Consider the following 14681-nt stretch of genomic DNA (forward strand, 5'->3'; position numbering starts at 1 on the left):
CGGATGGAAGGGCAGAGCCGGTGATGCAGGAGGCATGCACAAGCGGTGGTGGGTGTTGCAGGCTGCGGCGGTGAGGCGGGTAGCCTGCATGCATGAAAAAGGGCGGCCAGTGGCCGCCCTTTTTGCTACAGCGATGAGGCGAGGAGATCAGCCGTTGCGCGGCTGGTCGGACTCGGCTTCCACCTTGTCGCTTTCCTCGACCTTGACCGGTTCGACGTGGGCGATGGCTTCCGGCTTCCGGGTTTCCGGGGCATCGGTGACTTCGACCGTGGCCGGTGCTGCTTCGAACAGCTGGCCGTTTTCCGGTGCGACCGCGATGCTTGTCGGTGCTTCGACAGCGGCGGGGGCTATTGGCGCGGGCGCGTCAACCACCGGTGCTGCAGCGGCTTCCACCTTGGGAGCGGCTTCGGCGGCGAGCGGCGCTGCTTCCACGACGGGCGTTTCGACGGCCGGTGCGTCAACCGTCACCGGAGCCTCCGCCGCTGCCTTGGGAGCTTCCGTAGCCGGGACCTCGGCGAGGACCGGTGCTGCCTCGGCTTCCGGCTTCGCGGGCTCGATCACGACCGGGGCCGGTTCGACGACTGGCGTCACCGTCGCCGGTGCGGTCGGGGCTACCTGCTCAGCCACCGGGTGGGTGACCGCCACCGGCTCGCTGACCACGGTTGCGGATGCGGCTTCTGCCTTCGGTGCCGGTGCGGCAACGGTGTCCTTGGCTGGAGCTGCAGCCGGAGCGGGCTTCACGGCAGCGGCTTCACCCGGCTCGTCATCGAACTCGAACTCCGGCTGGGCGGCCGCCGGCTTATGGGGGGCAGCGTCCGCCACCTCGCCATCGTCGATTTCATCGATGCTGTCCTCGTCGGACTCATTGCCCAGCGCCTCGCCGGCGGCGGCGCCTTCGGCGTTGCCACGACGACGGCGACGGCCGCCACGACGGCCGCGGCGACGGCGGCTGCCGGCTTCACCGGCGGCTTCGTCACCGGCAGCGGCGGCCGGGTTGGCATCGTCGCTGGCAACCGTGCTGTCCACGACCAGTGGGGCGTCGCTGACGGCGACCGGCTTGGCGACTTCAGCGGCAAACACCTTTTCCTTGGGCGCCACGTCCGTCGAGACGGTGTCGGTGGCAACCACGGCGGCGGCAGTCACGGCAGCAGCAGCGCGGGGTGCTTCGGCCTGCGGCTGGCGTGCCGGCTTCTCGGCAGCGGGCTGCTGCTGGACGGCCTTGTCGGCGTCCTGCGGCTTGGCTTGCTTGGGCTGCTTCGGCTGCTTGGGCTGCTGCTCGTTGCGCGGCTGCTTGGGCTGCTGTTGCTGCTGCTGTTCGTTGCGCTGCTTGGGCTGCTGCTGGCCGTTGTTCTGGTTCTGGGCCTGCTGCTGCGGCGCGTTGCCGTTCTGGCGGCGCTCTTCACGACGGTCCTCGCGGCGTTCGTCACGACGCTGGTCCTCGCGGCGGTTGCCGTTGGCATTGCCGTTGCCGGCCTTCTGGGCGTTGTTGCCGTTGCGGTTGTCGCGGCGCTGGTTGCGATCATAGCGGTTGTTGCGACCGCCTTCGTGCTGGCGCTGTGGCTGGGCCGGCTGCGCGGTGGCTGCCGTGCCTTCGCCACCGAAGATGCGCTTGAGCCAGCCCATCACGCCGCCCGCGGCCGGGGCTGGTGCGGGGGCGACCGGTGCCGGCGTCGGTGCGGCCTCGACCACTTCGCGGACCGGTGCCGGCTGGCTGTGCTTGACGTGGGTCACCGCCGGTGCCGGCGGGATGTTCAGCTGGGCCTTGGTCAGGGCGTGCACCGGCAGCTTGCGCGGGGTGCCACGCTGGTAGCTCGGCTTGCCCGATTCCTCGCCCAGCTCGTTCTCGCGCAGGCGGGTGACTTCGTAGTGCGGGGTGTGCAGCTGCTCGTCGGCGACGATGATGATCGGCGCGTCGTGGCGACGCTCGATCTCACGCAGCGCGCCGCGCTTCTCGTTGAGCAGGAAGTTGGCGATCTCGACCGGGGCCTGGACCAGCACCTGCCCGGTGTTTTCCTTCATGGCGTGTTCTTCGGCCACGCGGATGATCGACAGCGACAGCGACTCGACGCTGCGCATGCGGCCCTGGCCATCGCAACGCGGGCAGACGATCTGGCTGGACTCGCCCAGGCTCGGACGCAGGCGCTGGCGGCTCATTTCCATCAGGCCGAAGCGCGAGATGCGGCCCAGCTGGACGCGGGCGCGGTCGTACTTCAGGGCGTTCTGCAGGCGGTTCTCGACTTCGCGCTGGTGCTTGTTCGAGGACATGTCGATGAAGTCGATGACCACCAGGCCCCCCAGGTCGCGCAGGCGCAGCTGGCGGGCGACCTCTTCGGCGGCCTCCAGGTTGGTCTGGAACGCGGTGTCCTCGATGTCGGTGCCCTTGGTGGCACGGGCCGAGTTCACGTCGATGGCGGTCAGGGCTTCGGTCTGGTCAACCACGATCGAACCGCCCGAGGGCAGGCGCACGTTGCGCTCGTAGATCGCCTCGATCTGCGATTCGATCTGGAAGCGGTTGAACAGCGGGATGTCGTCCTTGTAGTGCTTGAGCTTGCGCAGGGTCTGCGGCATCACCTGCTGCATGAACTCGCGCGCGGTCTCGTACAGCTCTTCGGTGTCGACCAGGATCTCGCCGATGTCCGAGCGCAGGTAGTCGCGCAGGGCGCGCACGATCAGGCGCGATTCCTGGTAGATCAGGAACGGGGCCGGCTTGGTCAGCGCGGCTTCGGCGATCGAGCGCCAGACCTGCAGCAGGTAGTCCAGATCCCACTGCAGCTCCTCGGCATCGCGGCCGACGCCAGCGGTGCGGATGATCACGCCCATGTCGTCGGGGATGTTGAGCTTGTCCAGCGCTTCCTTCAGGGCAGCGCGGTCTTCACCCTCGATGCGACGCGAGACGCCGCCGGCGGAGGGCGAGTTCGGCATCAGCACCATGTAGCGGCCGGCCAGGGAAATGAACGTGGTCAGGGCAGCGCCCTTGTTGCCACGCTCTTCCTTATCCACCTGCACGACCACTTCCTGGCCTTCGCGCAGCAGTTCCTTCAGGCCCGCCTTGTGCGGGTCGACGCCAGCCTGGAAATAGTCGCGGGAGATTTCCTTCAGCGGCAGGAAGCCGTGGCGGTCCCCGCCGTACTCGACAAAGGCGGCCTCGAGCGAGGGCTCCAGGCGGGTGATGCGGCCCTTGTAGATGTTGGACTTCTTCTGTTCCTTCGACGGTTGCTCGATGTCGATGTCGTACAGGTTCTGCCCGTCGACGATGGCCACGCGCAGTTCTTCTGCCTGCGTGGCGTTGATCAGCATTCGCTTCATTGTGCGTTCCTCGCGCGCTGCTACCGCGCGGAACGCCATGGGGTTTCGCCTCTGGTCACGGGTCGCCGCCCATTCGCGCAGGCGCGGACAGGGCGGCTTGGGCTTCCAGCGCTACGACACCACGGCAGGCCGCGGGAGCGCTTCTCATTTTTGTTTTAGGTGTTTCAGGGCCGGCGGCCGCATCCGGCCATGGCCGGGGCGTCGCACGGGACATTTGTTTCGTCCAGCTCAGGTGCTTTTGACACCCGGCGATGGCCGGGAACGCCGACGAGCCGCTAACATGGCCGCCCCGGGGGCGGTGGCCGCGCACTGTGCCGGATTCGTAGGGAGCGGGGCTTCTGGCCCTGACCAACTTCCAACGAAATCAAACCCTTATATCGCCCCCCGAGTGTAGCAGAATAAATAGGCAGATGACTGACTCCGAACACCGCCAAGCACCGCCCGCGGGCAAGACCAGCGTGCGCATGATCAAGGTCCCCGAGGACCGGGCAGGCCAACGCCTGGACAACTTCCTGCTCGGCCAGCTCAAGGGTGCCCCGCGCAGCCTGGTCTACAAGCTGGTCCGCAGCGGCCAGGTACGGGTCAACGGTGGCCGCGCCAAGGCCGACCGCAAGCTGGAGGCCGGCGAAGAGGTGCGGGTGCCACCCGTCAATCTCAGTGAAGTTGGAGACAAGGCGCCGCCGCCGGCCAGCTTCCTGCAGCGCATGGAGCAGGCCATCGTCTTCGAGGATGCCAAGCTGCTGGTGATCAACAAGCCCTCGGGGGTGGCCAGCCACGGCGGCAGTGGCATCAGCCATGGCGCCATCGAGACCATGCGTGCGCTGCGCCCGAACCTGAACCTGGAGCTGGTCCACCGGCTGGACCGGGACACCTCCGGCCTGCTGATCCTGGCCAAGAAGCGCTCGGCCCTGAGCGAGCTGCAGGCGATGCTGCGCGAGGACCATGGCGGCATCCAGAAGCGCTACCTGACCCTGCTGGTCGGGCGCATGCCCGATGGCGTGATGAGCGTGGACGCCCCCTTGCTGGTGGGGCTGCGCCAGGGCGGGGAGCGCCATGTCCAGGTCAACCAGGGCGGCAAGCCGTCGTTGAGCCACTTCCGGGTGCTGGAACGGCGGGGCGGGCACTCGTACTGCGAGGTGCGGATCGAAACCGGACGTACCCACCAGATCCGCGTGCATGCCCAGCACATTGGTCACCCGGTCGCCGGGGATGACAAGTACGGCGATCCGGCGGTCAACAAGCGGCTTCGTGAGCAGATCGGGCTGAAACGCCTATTCCTGCATGCCGCTTCGCTGGAGTTCGCGCTGGATGGGGGCAAGACACCTTATGTATTGAATGCGCCGCTGGCACCGGAGCTGGCCGAGGCGTTGAACCGGCTGTGAGGCGCAGGGAAGGGGGCGGGCATCGCCCCCTTCTTCATCTCACCACTTGAACAGCACCAGGCTGATGGCGATGGTGGCCATGCCGATCACCAGTCCGTAGACGGTTTCGTGCCCCTTGGCATAGCGCTTGGCGGCCGGTAGCAGCTCGTCCAGTGCCAGGAACACCATGATGCCGGCGATCAGGCCGAACACCGCGCCGAAGGTGGCGTTGGACAGGGAGCCGGCCAGGGCGAAGAAGCCGATCGCCGCACCCACCGGTTCGGCCAGCCCGGACAACAGGCTGGCGCCGAAGGCGTAGGACTTGCGGCCCGTGGCGAAGTACACCGGTACCGCGATGGCAATGCCCTCGGGAATGTTGTGGATGGCGATGGCGAAGGCCAGCGGCAACCCGACGGATGGGCTTTCCAGCGTGGCAAAGAACGTGGCCAGGCCTTCAGGGAAGTTGTGGGCGGTGATCGCCACCGCGCTGAGCAGGCCTACCCGGCGGATGCTGCTGCGGTTCTTTTCCTTGAACGCGGGGTCCTGCTTGTCCAGCGTCTCATGGGGGTTGGGGACGAAGTGGTCGATCAGCACCACCAGGATCACGCCGGCCAGGAACCAGAGCGTGCCGTAGGTGAAGCCCAGGCGCTCGCCATAGGCCAGCGCGAAGGAGGCGACCGACTTGTTGAGGATCTCCGACAGCGACACGTACACCATCGCGCCGCCGGCGAAGGCCAGCCCGAACGCCAGCAGCCGCGGGTTGGGCCGCTTGGAGAACAGCACCAACAGGCTGCCGATGGCCGTGGCCAGGCCGGCAGCGAAGGTCAGCCCGAACGCGACCCAGAGATTGTCGAGGGAAACGGCGTGCATGGAGGAGGCGCCGGGCAGGGGCAATCAGCCGCCGCGACGCGCACGCTCCTCGATCGCGAAGCACTCGTCCGGCTTGGGCTGGGGCGGGTTGAAGCTGACCGGGACCTGGATGGTGGTCGGCACGGCCTGGCCATTGCGGGTGGCGGCCTTGAACTTCCATTCGCGCACGCGGGCGATGGCCGAGTCATCCAACTGGCTGTTGCCGCTGGTGGTGACCAGGGTGACATCGGTCGGCATGCCCTGCGGGCCGACGACGACGCGCAGGACGCTCTTGCCGCCCACGCCGGCGCAGGCCAGCTCGGCCGGGTAATCCGGCGGCGGGGTCTGCACGGCGGCTACTTCGGTGGGGGCGACGGCCGGTGCGGCCGGTTGATCGGAGCCGTTGCAGGCGGCGAGGGCGGTGGCGGTGGCCAGCGCGCCCAACAGCAGACGCAGGTTCATGTCATTGCTCCGTAAGTGCGGATGCCTTGGCGGCACAGATGAAGTCGTTCTCGCTCAGGCCGCCGACATCGTGGGTGGAGAAGCGCACCACCGCGCGGTCGTAATGCACGCCCAGGTCGGGGTGGTGGTCTTCCTGGTGGGCGATCCAGGCCAGCGCGTTCACGAATGCCATCGTGGCGTGGTAGTTGTCGAAGCGGAAGGTGCGCAGCAGGGCCTGGCCGTTTTCGGCCAGCTCCCAGCCGGGGACCTGTGGCAGCAGCTCCGCCAGGCGCGCCTGGCCCAGTCGGTTTTCGTGGCCGCGGCGGGGAATGCAGTGTGCCTGGACGAGCGGGATCAGATCTGGGGCCATGGGAGCCTCCTTCAAGGCAAGGGACTGATGAACGGTATCGCGCCTGGAATCAGTGTCCCATCAGCGTCAACCAAGACACGGCTAGAATACCCGGATGATCCAGATCTCAGATACCGCCCAAAGCTATTTCCGCAAGTTGATCGAACGCGAGGCCGTGCCCGGCATGGGCGTGCGCCTGAGCGCGGTCGAGCCGGGAACGCCGCGTGCCGATGCGCGCCTGGAGTTCGCCGAGCCGACCGAACTGCTCGGTGACGAGTGGGCGGTGGATTGCGATGGTTTCACCTTGTATGTGGCCGCCACCAGCGTGGCATGGCTGGACGGGGCGGAGATCGACTTCGTCACCCAGTCCGCCGGTACCCAGCAGCTGACCATCAAGGCACCCAAGATCAAGGGTGAGGCACCCGGCGACGCTGCGTCGATGGTGGAGCGCGTGCATTGGGTGGTCGAGAACGAGATCAACCCGCAGCTGGCCTCGCACGGTGGCCGCGTGGCGGTGCAGGAAGTCTCCGCCGATGGCGTGGTGCTGCTGCGTTTCGGCGGTGGCTGCCATGGCTGCGGCATGGCCGACGTGACCTTGAAGCAGGGGATCGAGAAGACCTTGATGGGCCGTGTGCCGGGCGTGACCGCCGTGCGCGATGCCACCGACCACGACAGTGGCCAGGCGCCTTACATTCCGCGCGGCAGCGCGGGCTGAGTTGAGCGCCGCATGCCGGTGACGTCAGTTGCCGAGTTGATCAACCTGCTGGCCAGCCGCCGGCAGGCCAGCATCCTGCATGATCGCCGCACCGGCATGCCGTACAGCTGGAGCAACTGGCTGCGCACGCGTGCATCGCGTGGTGGCAGCCAATTCAATGACCAGGACGTGCGCGCGCTGATGGGCGCGCGCGCTGCGCCCGCGCGTGGCACGGCGCCGGCATTGATGCCGTTGTGGCAGGCCATCGCGTTGATGTTCTGGCACGGTGGCGACGATCCGCCGCCGCGCGACCAGCGCGGGCTGCGCTGGTTCTCCGGCTTCTTCAGCGCTGGCCTGCACCTGTTGTTCGCGGTGTTGCTGTTGTGGGTGGCCATGATCCGGAGCAATGCGCCGGATGCGAGCGCCGAGGACGGCGAGCGCGTGCAGGTCGAATACATCGGGCGCGGCACTCCCGACGCGGAAGGCGGCGGTGCGCCGCAGGCACAGGGGGCGCCGGGTGCCCCGGCAGCACCGGCAGCGTCGGGCGATGCCGCGTCCATGGCCGCTGCCGCGCAGCCGCAACGCGGGCAGGACGTGCCAGTCGACGTGGCGGCCGATGTGGCTTCCGAGCCATCGCCTGTGCCGGCGGAGGAGAGTCCCACCCGCACGCCCGCGCCTCCCGTCGCGCAACCGCTGCAGGTCACCGAGACCGCGCAACCGACCACGGATTTCGTGCTGACCCCGCCCACGGTGCAGGTGCCGGCGGTGAGCCTGCCCAGCGTGACCACGCCGGAAGTGCACGTGCGCGAACGGACGGTGGAAACGGCGACCGAGCGACCACTGGTGACCTCGCAGGTGCGCCAGCCGACGGAAGTCCAGGCACAGGTGCGCGCACCCGACATGCAGGTGCGTGAGCGCCAGGTGGAGGTCGCGCCACGGCAGCAGGTGCAGATGGCGGCCGTGCAGGTGCGCGGCGCCGAGGTGCAGGTGCGCTCGCGCGAGATCGCGGTACGCGAGCGACAGGTAGAGGCGGCGCCCCACCAAGCGGTATCGATGGCGCAGGTGCGCTCGAATGCGCCCGAGGTGCAGGTGAAGTCACCGGGCATGGCCGTGCGCGAGCGGCAGATGCCGGGTGTTGCGGAGGCACCGGCGACCCGCAGTGCCGAAGGGGCTGCGCAGGCGACGTCGACGGCTGCCACGGGTGCGACGACGGCAGCGACCGCCTCCAGCGCGCCGTCCGCCGGCAACCCGGCGGCGAACGCGGCATCGTCGCGCTCCGGCAGCAGTGCCGGTGCCGGTCCCGCCGCACAGGACCGCTCCGGCGGTTGGGCCGCGGCCACGCGCGGGGATGATTGGGGGGCTTCCCGACGGCAGGTGGAAGGCAGCGCCGGCGGACAGTCGGACCAGGGCCGCGGCTTGTTCAACGCCGACGGCAGCGTGCGCCTGGCCGGGGACGGCGAGAAGGGCCAGGAGCCGAAGCGGGGCGCACCGGGCGGTGATTCGGACAGCTGGACGCGCGAGCGTATCGCCGAGTCCGGTACCTGGCTCAAGCGGCCGCCCTATGAGTTCACTCCGACCTCGTTCGACAAGTATTGGGTGCCCAACGAGTCGCTGCTGGCCGAATGGGTGCGCAAGGGCATCAAGAGCATCGAGATTCCGATTCCCGGCAGCAGCAGCAAGATTTCCTGCGTGGTGTCGATGCTGCAGTTCGGTGGTGGCTGTGGCCTGACCAACCCGAACATGCAGGAGCAGCCGGCCGAAGCGCGGCCGCCACCGGACATCCCGTTCAAGAAGGAACTGCAGGAAGACAACGGCAGCCGCTGAGGTGGTTGCCCGCGGCTGGTGCGGCTTGAGGCGTAAACCCAGCCGCTCACCAGTCCCCCGCATGCTGGCGGGAGAGAGGCTCAAGCAGGCGAGATCAAACACGCCGGCATGCAAAAAAGCCGCCCCTGGGCGGCATTTTTGCGTCTGTCGGAGTGGTTCGGTTGCCGGGCCGGCTCAGTTCACGCCGTGCAGGTCACGCAACTGGGTGGGACGCGAGCCGAAGTAGGCGGCAAGGTCGGCGATGTCCTGGTCGCTGAGGCTGGCGGCCTGCGGGGTCATGAGCATGTGGTCGCGGTCGCCGCGTCGATAGGCCTGCAGCGCATGGGCGAGGTAATCGCCGTACTGGCCCCCCAGGCGCGGGTAGGTGGGGTCGATCGGGGCGTTGCCGTCCGCGCCGTGGCAATCGATGCAGCTCTGGCCGGTGGCCTTGCCCTTGGCGTTGGCCAACTGTTCGCCGATGGCGATGCGGCCCTGTGGCAGGCCGGCGGAGGAGCTCGAACCGTGTTCGCCGCTGGCATGGCCGGGATCGCCGGCGGAGGTGCTGGCCGACTCCACTTCCGATTGTGAACACGCTGCCAGCGCCAGGGCAGCGAGCAGGACGATGGACAAGCGCGTTGCGTGCGTTGCTTTCGACATGGGCGATGCCTATTTGACGGTGGACAGGTAAGCGGCGAGGTCAGCGATTTCCTGCGCGCTGAAACTCATCGACTGGGCCTGCATGGTCGGGTGCTTGCGCTTGCCTTCGCGGTATTCGGTCAGCGCCTGGGAAAGGTACTGCGCCGACTGGCCGCCGATCTTGGGCACGCGGTAGCTGGGATAGGCATTCTTGTAGCCGGTGATGCCGTGGCAGCCCTGGCAGGTATAGGCCAGGGTGCGTCCGGCTTCGGGGTTTCCCACGGGGGCTGCAGGCGCGGCGGCTGCGGGCGCAGGGGCCGGTGCGGCGGGTGGATCAGACGGCGGTTCTGCGAGGGCGGCCCCGGTGGTCAGGGCGAAAGCCAGAACGAAACAAGCGGCGAGCGGCTGCGGGCGCATGGTTTCCTTGTCCGGTAAGCGGGTCTGTTGTTCCGCCGTGGGGGACACGGAACGGGCCGAGTATAGCCCGCGTATTTACCGGTCCGGTACCCGGTCCGATGCTGCGGCGCGTCAGTGTTTGTGGGCAGGCAGGGGGTGGGCATGACCTTTGGGGCATGGTGTCCCTGTGGGGTGGTGCAATACTTTGCTACAACACCCCGCCAATGCATCCCCAGGGACCTGACGATGTCGCGATTCTTCTCTCAGCACGGCCGCACCGGAAGCTGCGCCGCTGCACTTCTCATTACCACCTCTCTGCTGCTGGGCGGATGCAAGGCAGGCGGCGAAGAGGCCAAGGCCAAGGCTCCGGAGGAGCAGAAGGTGTCCGACGCGGTTCCGGTCGAGGTGGCCAAGGCCGTCCATCGCGCCATCGCCGCCAGCTATGCCGGTACCGCCGCGCTCGAGGCCCGGGCCGAATCACAGGTGGTGGCCAAGACGTCGGGCGTTGCACTGGCAGTGCTGGTCGAGGAAGGACAGCAGGTCAGTGCCGGCCAGGCGCTGGTGCGACTGGATCCGGACCGCGCGCGCCTGAGCGTGGCGCAGAGCGAGGCACAGATGCGCAAGCTGGAGAACAGCTACCACCGCGCCGAAAAGCTGGTGCAGCAGCAGCTGGTCAGCGCCGCCGACGTGGACCAGCTGCGCTACGACCTTGAGAACGCACGTGCCCAGTACCGCATGGCGACGCTGGAGCTGTCCTACACCACGGTGGTGGCACCCATTGCCGGCGTGGTGGCTTCGCGTGACATCAAGCCGGGCAACTTCGTGCAGATCAACTCGCCGATCATCCGCATCGTCGACAGCTCCCGGTTGGAAGCGACCTTGAATGTGCCCGAGCGCGAGATCGCCAAGCTCAAGCCGGGCCAGGCGGTCGGGCTGGCGGTGGACGCGCTGCCGGGCAAGCCGTTCACCGGTACGGTGGACCGCGTCGCGCCGGTGGTGGACAACGGCACCGGCACCTTCCGCGTGGTCGCCTCGTTCTCCGGCGGAGGGGACCTGCAGCCGGGCATGTTCGGTCGCCTCAGCATCAACTACGACCAGCGTGCCGACGCGTTGGTGGTGCCGCGCAGCGCGCTGCTGGAGGACGGTGGTGAGCCGGCCGTGTACGTCGTGCGCGACGGCAAGGCACAACGCGCCACGCTGAAGCTGGGCTACGACGATGCCGGCTGGATCGAAGTGCGCGAAGGCCTGAAGAGCGGCGATGAGGTGGTGATCGCCGGCAAGGCGGCGCTGCGCGAAGGCAGTGCCGTGCAGGTCATCGGGCAGGAGAAGAAGGTGGCCGCGGCCGCCCAGGCACCGGCCGCGGGGGCGACCAAGCAATGAGTGCGCACGGACCATCGGCGTCCGGCGGTGGCTTCGACCTGATCGAGTTCGCCACGCGCCGCCGCGTCACCATCGCGATGATGACGCTTACCCTGGTGTTGTTCGGCCTGATCTCGCTGTCCAGCCTGAAGGTCGAGCTGCTGCCGGACCTGAGTTACCCGACGCTGACGGTGCGCACCGACTATGAGGGCGCGGCACCGGCGGAAGTGGAAACGCTGATCTCGCAGCCGGCCGAAGAAGCGCTGGGCATCGTCAAGGGCCTGCGCAAGCTGAAGTCGATCTCGCGTACCGGGCAGAGCGATGTGGTGCTCGAGTTCGCCTGGGGCACGGACATGCAGCAGGCGGGCCTGGACGTCCGCGACAAGATGGAGACGCTGCAGCTGCCACTGGAGGCCAAGGCCCCGGTGCTGCTGCGCTTCAACCCGTCGACCCAGCCGATCATGCGCCTTGCATTGTCCTCCCGGCAGGACGCCGGCAACGAGGCCGATGCGATCCGTCGCCTGATGGAGCTGCGCCGTTATGCCGACGAGGACCTCAAGCGCAAGCTCGAACCGGTCTCCGGCGTGGCGGCGGTGAAGGTGGGTGGTGGCCTGGAGGATGAGATCCAGGTCGACATCGACCAGCGCAAGCTGGCCCAGTTGGGCCTGTCGCTGGACAACGTGATCCAGCGCCTGCAGCAGGAGAACGTGAACCTGTCCGGCGGACGCCTGGAAGAAGGTTCGCAGCGTTACCTGGTGCGTACGGTCAACCAGTTCGCCACGGTCGAGCAGATGCGCGAGATGCTGCTGACCACCACGGCGGGCGCCTCGTCCAGCAGCTCGACCGGCACCAACCCGCAGCTGATGACGGCGATCCTGGGCAGCAGCGATCCGAACGTGATCGCCGCGCTGCGCAGCGACACCAGCAACGGTGCGCCGAGCGTGCGCCTGAAGGACGTCGCCGATGTGCGGCAGGGGTACAAGGAACGCGAGGCAGTCATCCGCAGCGCCGGCCACGAGGCGGTGGAGCTGGCCATCTACAAGGAAGGCGACGCCAATACGGTGTCCACGGCCGATGCGCTGGAGAAGCGCCTGGAGACGATCCGCAAGGAGCTGCCCAAGGACATCGAGATGACGATGGTGGAGGACCAGTCGGTCTTCATCCGCCACGCCATCAAGGACGTGAAGATCGATGCGGTCATCGGCGGCATCCTGTCGATCCTGATCATCTTCCTGTTCCTGCGCGATGGCTGGAGCACCTTCGTCATCTCGCTGTCGCTGCCGATCTCGATCATCGCCACGTTCTTCTTCATGGGCCAGCTGGGCCTGAGCCTGAACGTGATGTCGCTGGGCGGCCTGGCACTGGCCACCGGCCTGGTGGTGGACGACTCGATCGTGGTGCTGGAATCCATCGCCAAGGCGCGCGAGCGTGGCATGGGCATCCTGGAAGCGGCGATCAAGGGCACGCGCGAAGTGTTCATGGCGGTGGTCGCCTCCACGCTCACCACGATCGCGGTGTTCCTGCCGTTGGTGTTCGTGGAAGGCATCGCCGGCCAGTTGTTCCGCGACCAGGCGCTGACCGTGTCGATCGCCATCGCGGTGTCGCTGGTGGTGTCGATGACGCTGATCCCGATGCTGAGCGCGCTCAAGGGGCGTCCGCCGCTGGAGTTCCCGTCCGAGGCGGTGCGTGAGCCGTGGCGTCCGGAAAGCCGCTGGAAGAAGCCGGCGGCCTACGCCGGGCGTGGCGTGGGTGCGCTGTTCCGCTACGGCTTCTTCTCGCTGGCGTGGCTGGTGGTGCGGATCTTCCGCGGCATCGCCGCGGTGGTGGGTCCGGTGATGCGCAAGGCCAGTGACCTGGCGATGGCGCCGTATGGCCGCGCCGAGGCCGGTTACCTGCGGATCCTGCCGGCGGCGCTGAAGCGCCCCTGGCCGGTGCTCGGTGGCGCCGCGCTGGCATTCGCGCTGACCATGGCCGCGCTGCCGCTGCTGGGCGTGGACCTGATCCCGCAGCTGGCGCAGGACCGCTTCGACATGACCGCCAAGCTGCCGCCGGGTACGCCGTTGGCCAGGACCGATGCGCTGGTGCGCGAAGTGCAGCGCCAGCATGCCGGCGAAGAAGGCGTGCGCCTGCTGTACGGCGTGTCCGGTACCGGTACCCGCCTGGACGCCAGCCCGACCGAAAGCGGCGAGAACATCGGTAAGCTCTCGGTGGTGATGAGCGACACCCGGCGTGAGCCGGCGTTGATCGAAAGCCTGCGCCAGACCATGAAGCAGTGGCCGGAAGCGCAGGTGGACTTCGCGCGGCCGGAGTTGTTCGCCTTGGCCGCGCCGCTGGAGATCGAGATCGAAGGCAACAACCTCGAATCGATCCGCGTGGCCGGCAACCGCCTGGCCGCGATGCTGCGGCAGAGCCCGCACTACGCCGACGTGAAGTCGACGGTGGAGCAGGGCTTCCCGGAGATCCAGATCGTGTTCGACCAGGACCGCGCCGCCGCGCTGGGCCTGACCACGCGCCAGATCGCCGATGCGGTGGTCAACAAGGTGCGCGGCAACGTCGCCACCCGCTACAGCTTCCGTGATCGCAAGATCGACGTGCTGGTGCGCGTGCAGGAATCCGAGCGTGCCTCGGTGGATGACATCCGGCGGCTGATCGTCAACCCCAGCGGCAACAAGCCGGTGGAGCTGATCTCGGTGGCCGACGTCATCGCCACCACCGGCCCGAGCGAGATCCACCGCGCCGACCAGCGTCGCGTGGCGATCGTCTCGGCCAACCTGCGTGACATCGACCTGGGCAAGGCCATCACCGAAGTGCAGAGCATGGTCGCCAAGAATCCGCTGGGCACCGATGTCGGCATGCGCATCGGTGGCCAGGGCGAGGAACTGGGGGAATCGATCCGCTCGCTGCTGTTCGCCTTCGGGCTGGCGATCTTCCTGGTCTACCTGGTGATGGCATCGCAGTTCGAATCGCTGCTGCACCCGTTCGTCATCCTGTTCACCATCCCGTTGGCGCTGGTCGGTGCGGTGGCGGCATTGCTGCTGTCGCGTTCGCCGGTATCGGTGGTGGTGTTCATCGGCCTGATCCTGCTGGTGGGCCTGGTGGTGAAGAACGCGATCATCCTGATCGACAAGGTCAACCAGTTGCGCGAGGACGGCGTGGCCAAGCGCCAGGCATTGGTGGAGGGTGCGCGCTCGCGCCTGCGCCCGATCATGATGACCACCTTGTGCGCGGTGTTCGGCTTCCTGCCGCTGGCGCTGGCCTTCGGCCAGGGCGCCGAGGTGCGCTCGCCGATGGCGATCACCGTGATCGGCGGCCTGCTGGTCTCCACGCTGCTGACGCTGGTGGTGATCCCGGTGGTGTACGACCTGCTGGACCGCAAGCCGGATGAGTTCTATGCCGAGCGTGGCCGTCGTGCACGCCTGGCCGCCGCGCAGGCCGAGCAGGTGATCGCGCACGAAGACGATGCCATCGGCGGCGCCAGGGACTGAAC

The 14681-nt window shown here is 67.9% G+C and carries 11 protein-coding genes and 1 pseudogene; 6 read left to right on the forward strand and 6 right to left on the reverse strand.

What is annotated here, in order from left to right; all coding sequences use genetic code 11:
• Positions 1–147: 147 nt before the first annotated feature.
• Positions 148–3306 carry a ribonuclease E gene (rne, locus tag ACIPR8_RS05420; RefSeq protein WP_446540356.1) on the reverse strand — a complete coding sequence of 1053 codons (3159 nt, stop codon included), beginning with the start codon at positions 3304–3306 and terminating at the stop codon, positions 148–150.
• Positions 3307–3716: 410 nt separating this feature from the next.
• On the opposite strand from rne, the gene ACIPR8_RS05425 reads away from it, so the two are divergent.
• Positions 3717–4688 carry an RluA family pseudouridine synthase gene (locus ACIPR8_RS05425; protein WP_446540357.1) on the forward strand — a complete coding sequence of 324 codons (972 nt, stop codon included), beginning with the start codon at positions 3717–3719 and terminating at the stop codon, positions 4686–4688.
• A gap of 39 nt (positions 4689–4727) precedes the next feature.
• On the opposite strand, the gene zupT is transcribed toward ACIPR8_RS05425, so the two are convergent.
• From zupT to ACIPR8_RS05440, 3 genes are read right to left on the reverse strand one after another with little or no spacing between them, the layout of a single operon-like run.
• Positions 4728–5537, reverse strand: coding sequence for a zinc transporter ZupT (gene zupT / locus ACIPR8_RS05430; protein WP_132862810.1), 810 nt, complete (start codon positions 5535–5537; stop codon positions 4728–4730).
• Positions 5538–5561: 24 nt separating this feature from the next.
• Positions 5562–5978: an energy transducer TonB gene (locus ACIPR8_RS05435; RefSeq protein WP_446540358.1), complete on the reverse strand. Its 417-nt coding sequence runs from the start codon at positions 5976–5978 to the stop codon at positions 5562–5564.
• Between the two features lies 1 nt (position 5979).
• A complete protein-coding gene (locus ACIPR8_RS05440; RefSeq protein ID WP_132862812.1) occupies positions 5980–6327 on the reverse strand; it encodes a 4a-hydroxytetrahydrobiopterin dehydratase in 348 nt (115 codons plus the stop codon).
• 94 nt (positions 6328–6421) lie between these two features.
• Here ACIPR8_RS05440 and ACIPR8_RS05445 point away from each other — a divergent pair, with 94 nt between their 5' ends.
• Both ACIPR8_RS05445 and ACIPR8_RS05450 read left to right on the forward strand, forming a co-directional pair.
• A complete protein-coding gene (locus ACIPR8_RS05445; RefSeq protein ID WP_192288102.1) occupies positions 6422–7021 on the forward strand; it encodes an NfuA family Fe-S biogenesis protein in 600 nt (199 codons plus the stop codon).
• 12 nt (positions 7022–7033) lie between these two features.
• A complete protein-coding gene (locus ACIPR8_RS05450) occupies positions 7034–8824 on the forward strand; it encodes a hypothetical protein (RefSeq protein WP_446540359.1) in 1791 nt (596 codons plus the stop codon).
• Between the two features lie 174 nt (positions 8825–8998).
• On the opposite strand, the gene ACIPR8_RS05455 is transcribed toward ACIPR8_RS05450, so the two are convergent.
• Together ACIPR8_RS05455 and ACIPR8_RS05460 are read right to left on the reverse strand one after the other, a co-directional pair.
• On the reverse strand, positions 8999–9460 hold the full coding sequence (locus ACIPR8_RS05455) for a c-type cytochrome (RefSeq protein ID WP_323439462.1): 462 nt from the start codon (positions 9458–9460) through the stop codon (positions 8999–9001).
• Between the two features lie 9 nt (positions 9461–9469).
• Positions 9470–9856, reverse strand: a complete 387-nt coding sequence (locus ACIPR8_RS05460) for a c-type cytochrome (RefSeq protein WP_446540360.1) — start codon at positions 9854–9856, stop codon at positions 9470–9472.
• 225 nt (positions 9857–10081) lie between these two features.
• On the opposite strand from ACIPR8_RS05460, the gene ACIPR8_RS05465 reads away from it, so the two are divergent.
• From ACIPR8_RS05465 to ACIPR8_RS05475, 3 genes and pseudogenes are all read left to right on the forward strand, one after another.
• Positions 10082–11215 carry an efflux RND transporter periplasmic adaptor subunit gene (locus tag ACIPR8_RS05465; RefSeq protein WP_446540361.1) on the forward strand — a complete coding sequence of 378 codons (1134 nt, stop codon included), beginning with the start codon at positions 10082–10084 and terminating at the stop codon, positions 11213–11215.
• A pseudogene (locus ACIPR8_RS05470) lies at positions 11212–12846 on the forward strand (efflux RND transporter permease subunit); the annotation flags it as partial. The gene ACIPR8_RS05465 and the pseudogene ACIPR8_RS05470, both read left to right, overlap by 4 nt.
• Positions 12847–13053: 207 nt before the next feature.
• On the forward strand, positions 13054–14679 hold the full coding sequence (locus ACIPR8_RS05475) for an efflux RND transporter permease subunit (RefSeq protein ID WP_425603744.1): 1626 nt from the start codon (positions 13054–13056) through the stop codon (positions 14677–14679).
• Positions 14680–14681: the final 2 nt, after the last annotated feature.

The organism is Stenotrophomonas sp. LARHCG68, assembly GCF_052871705.1.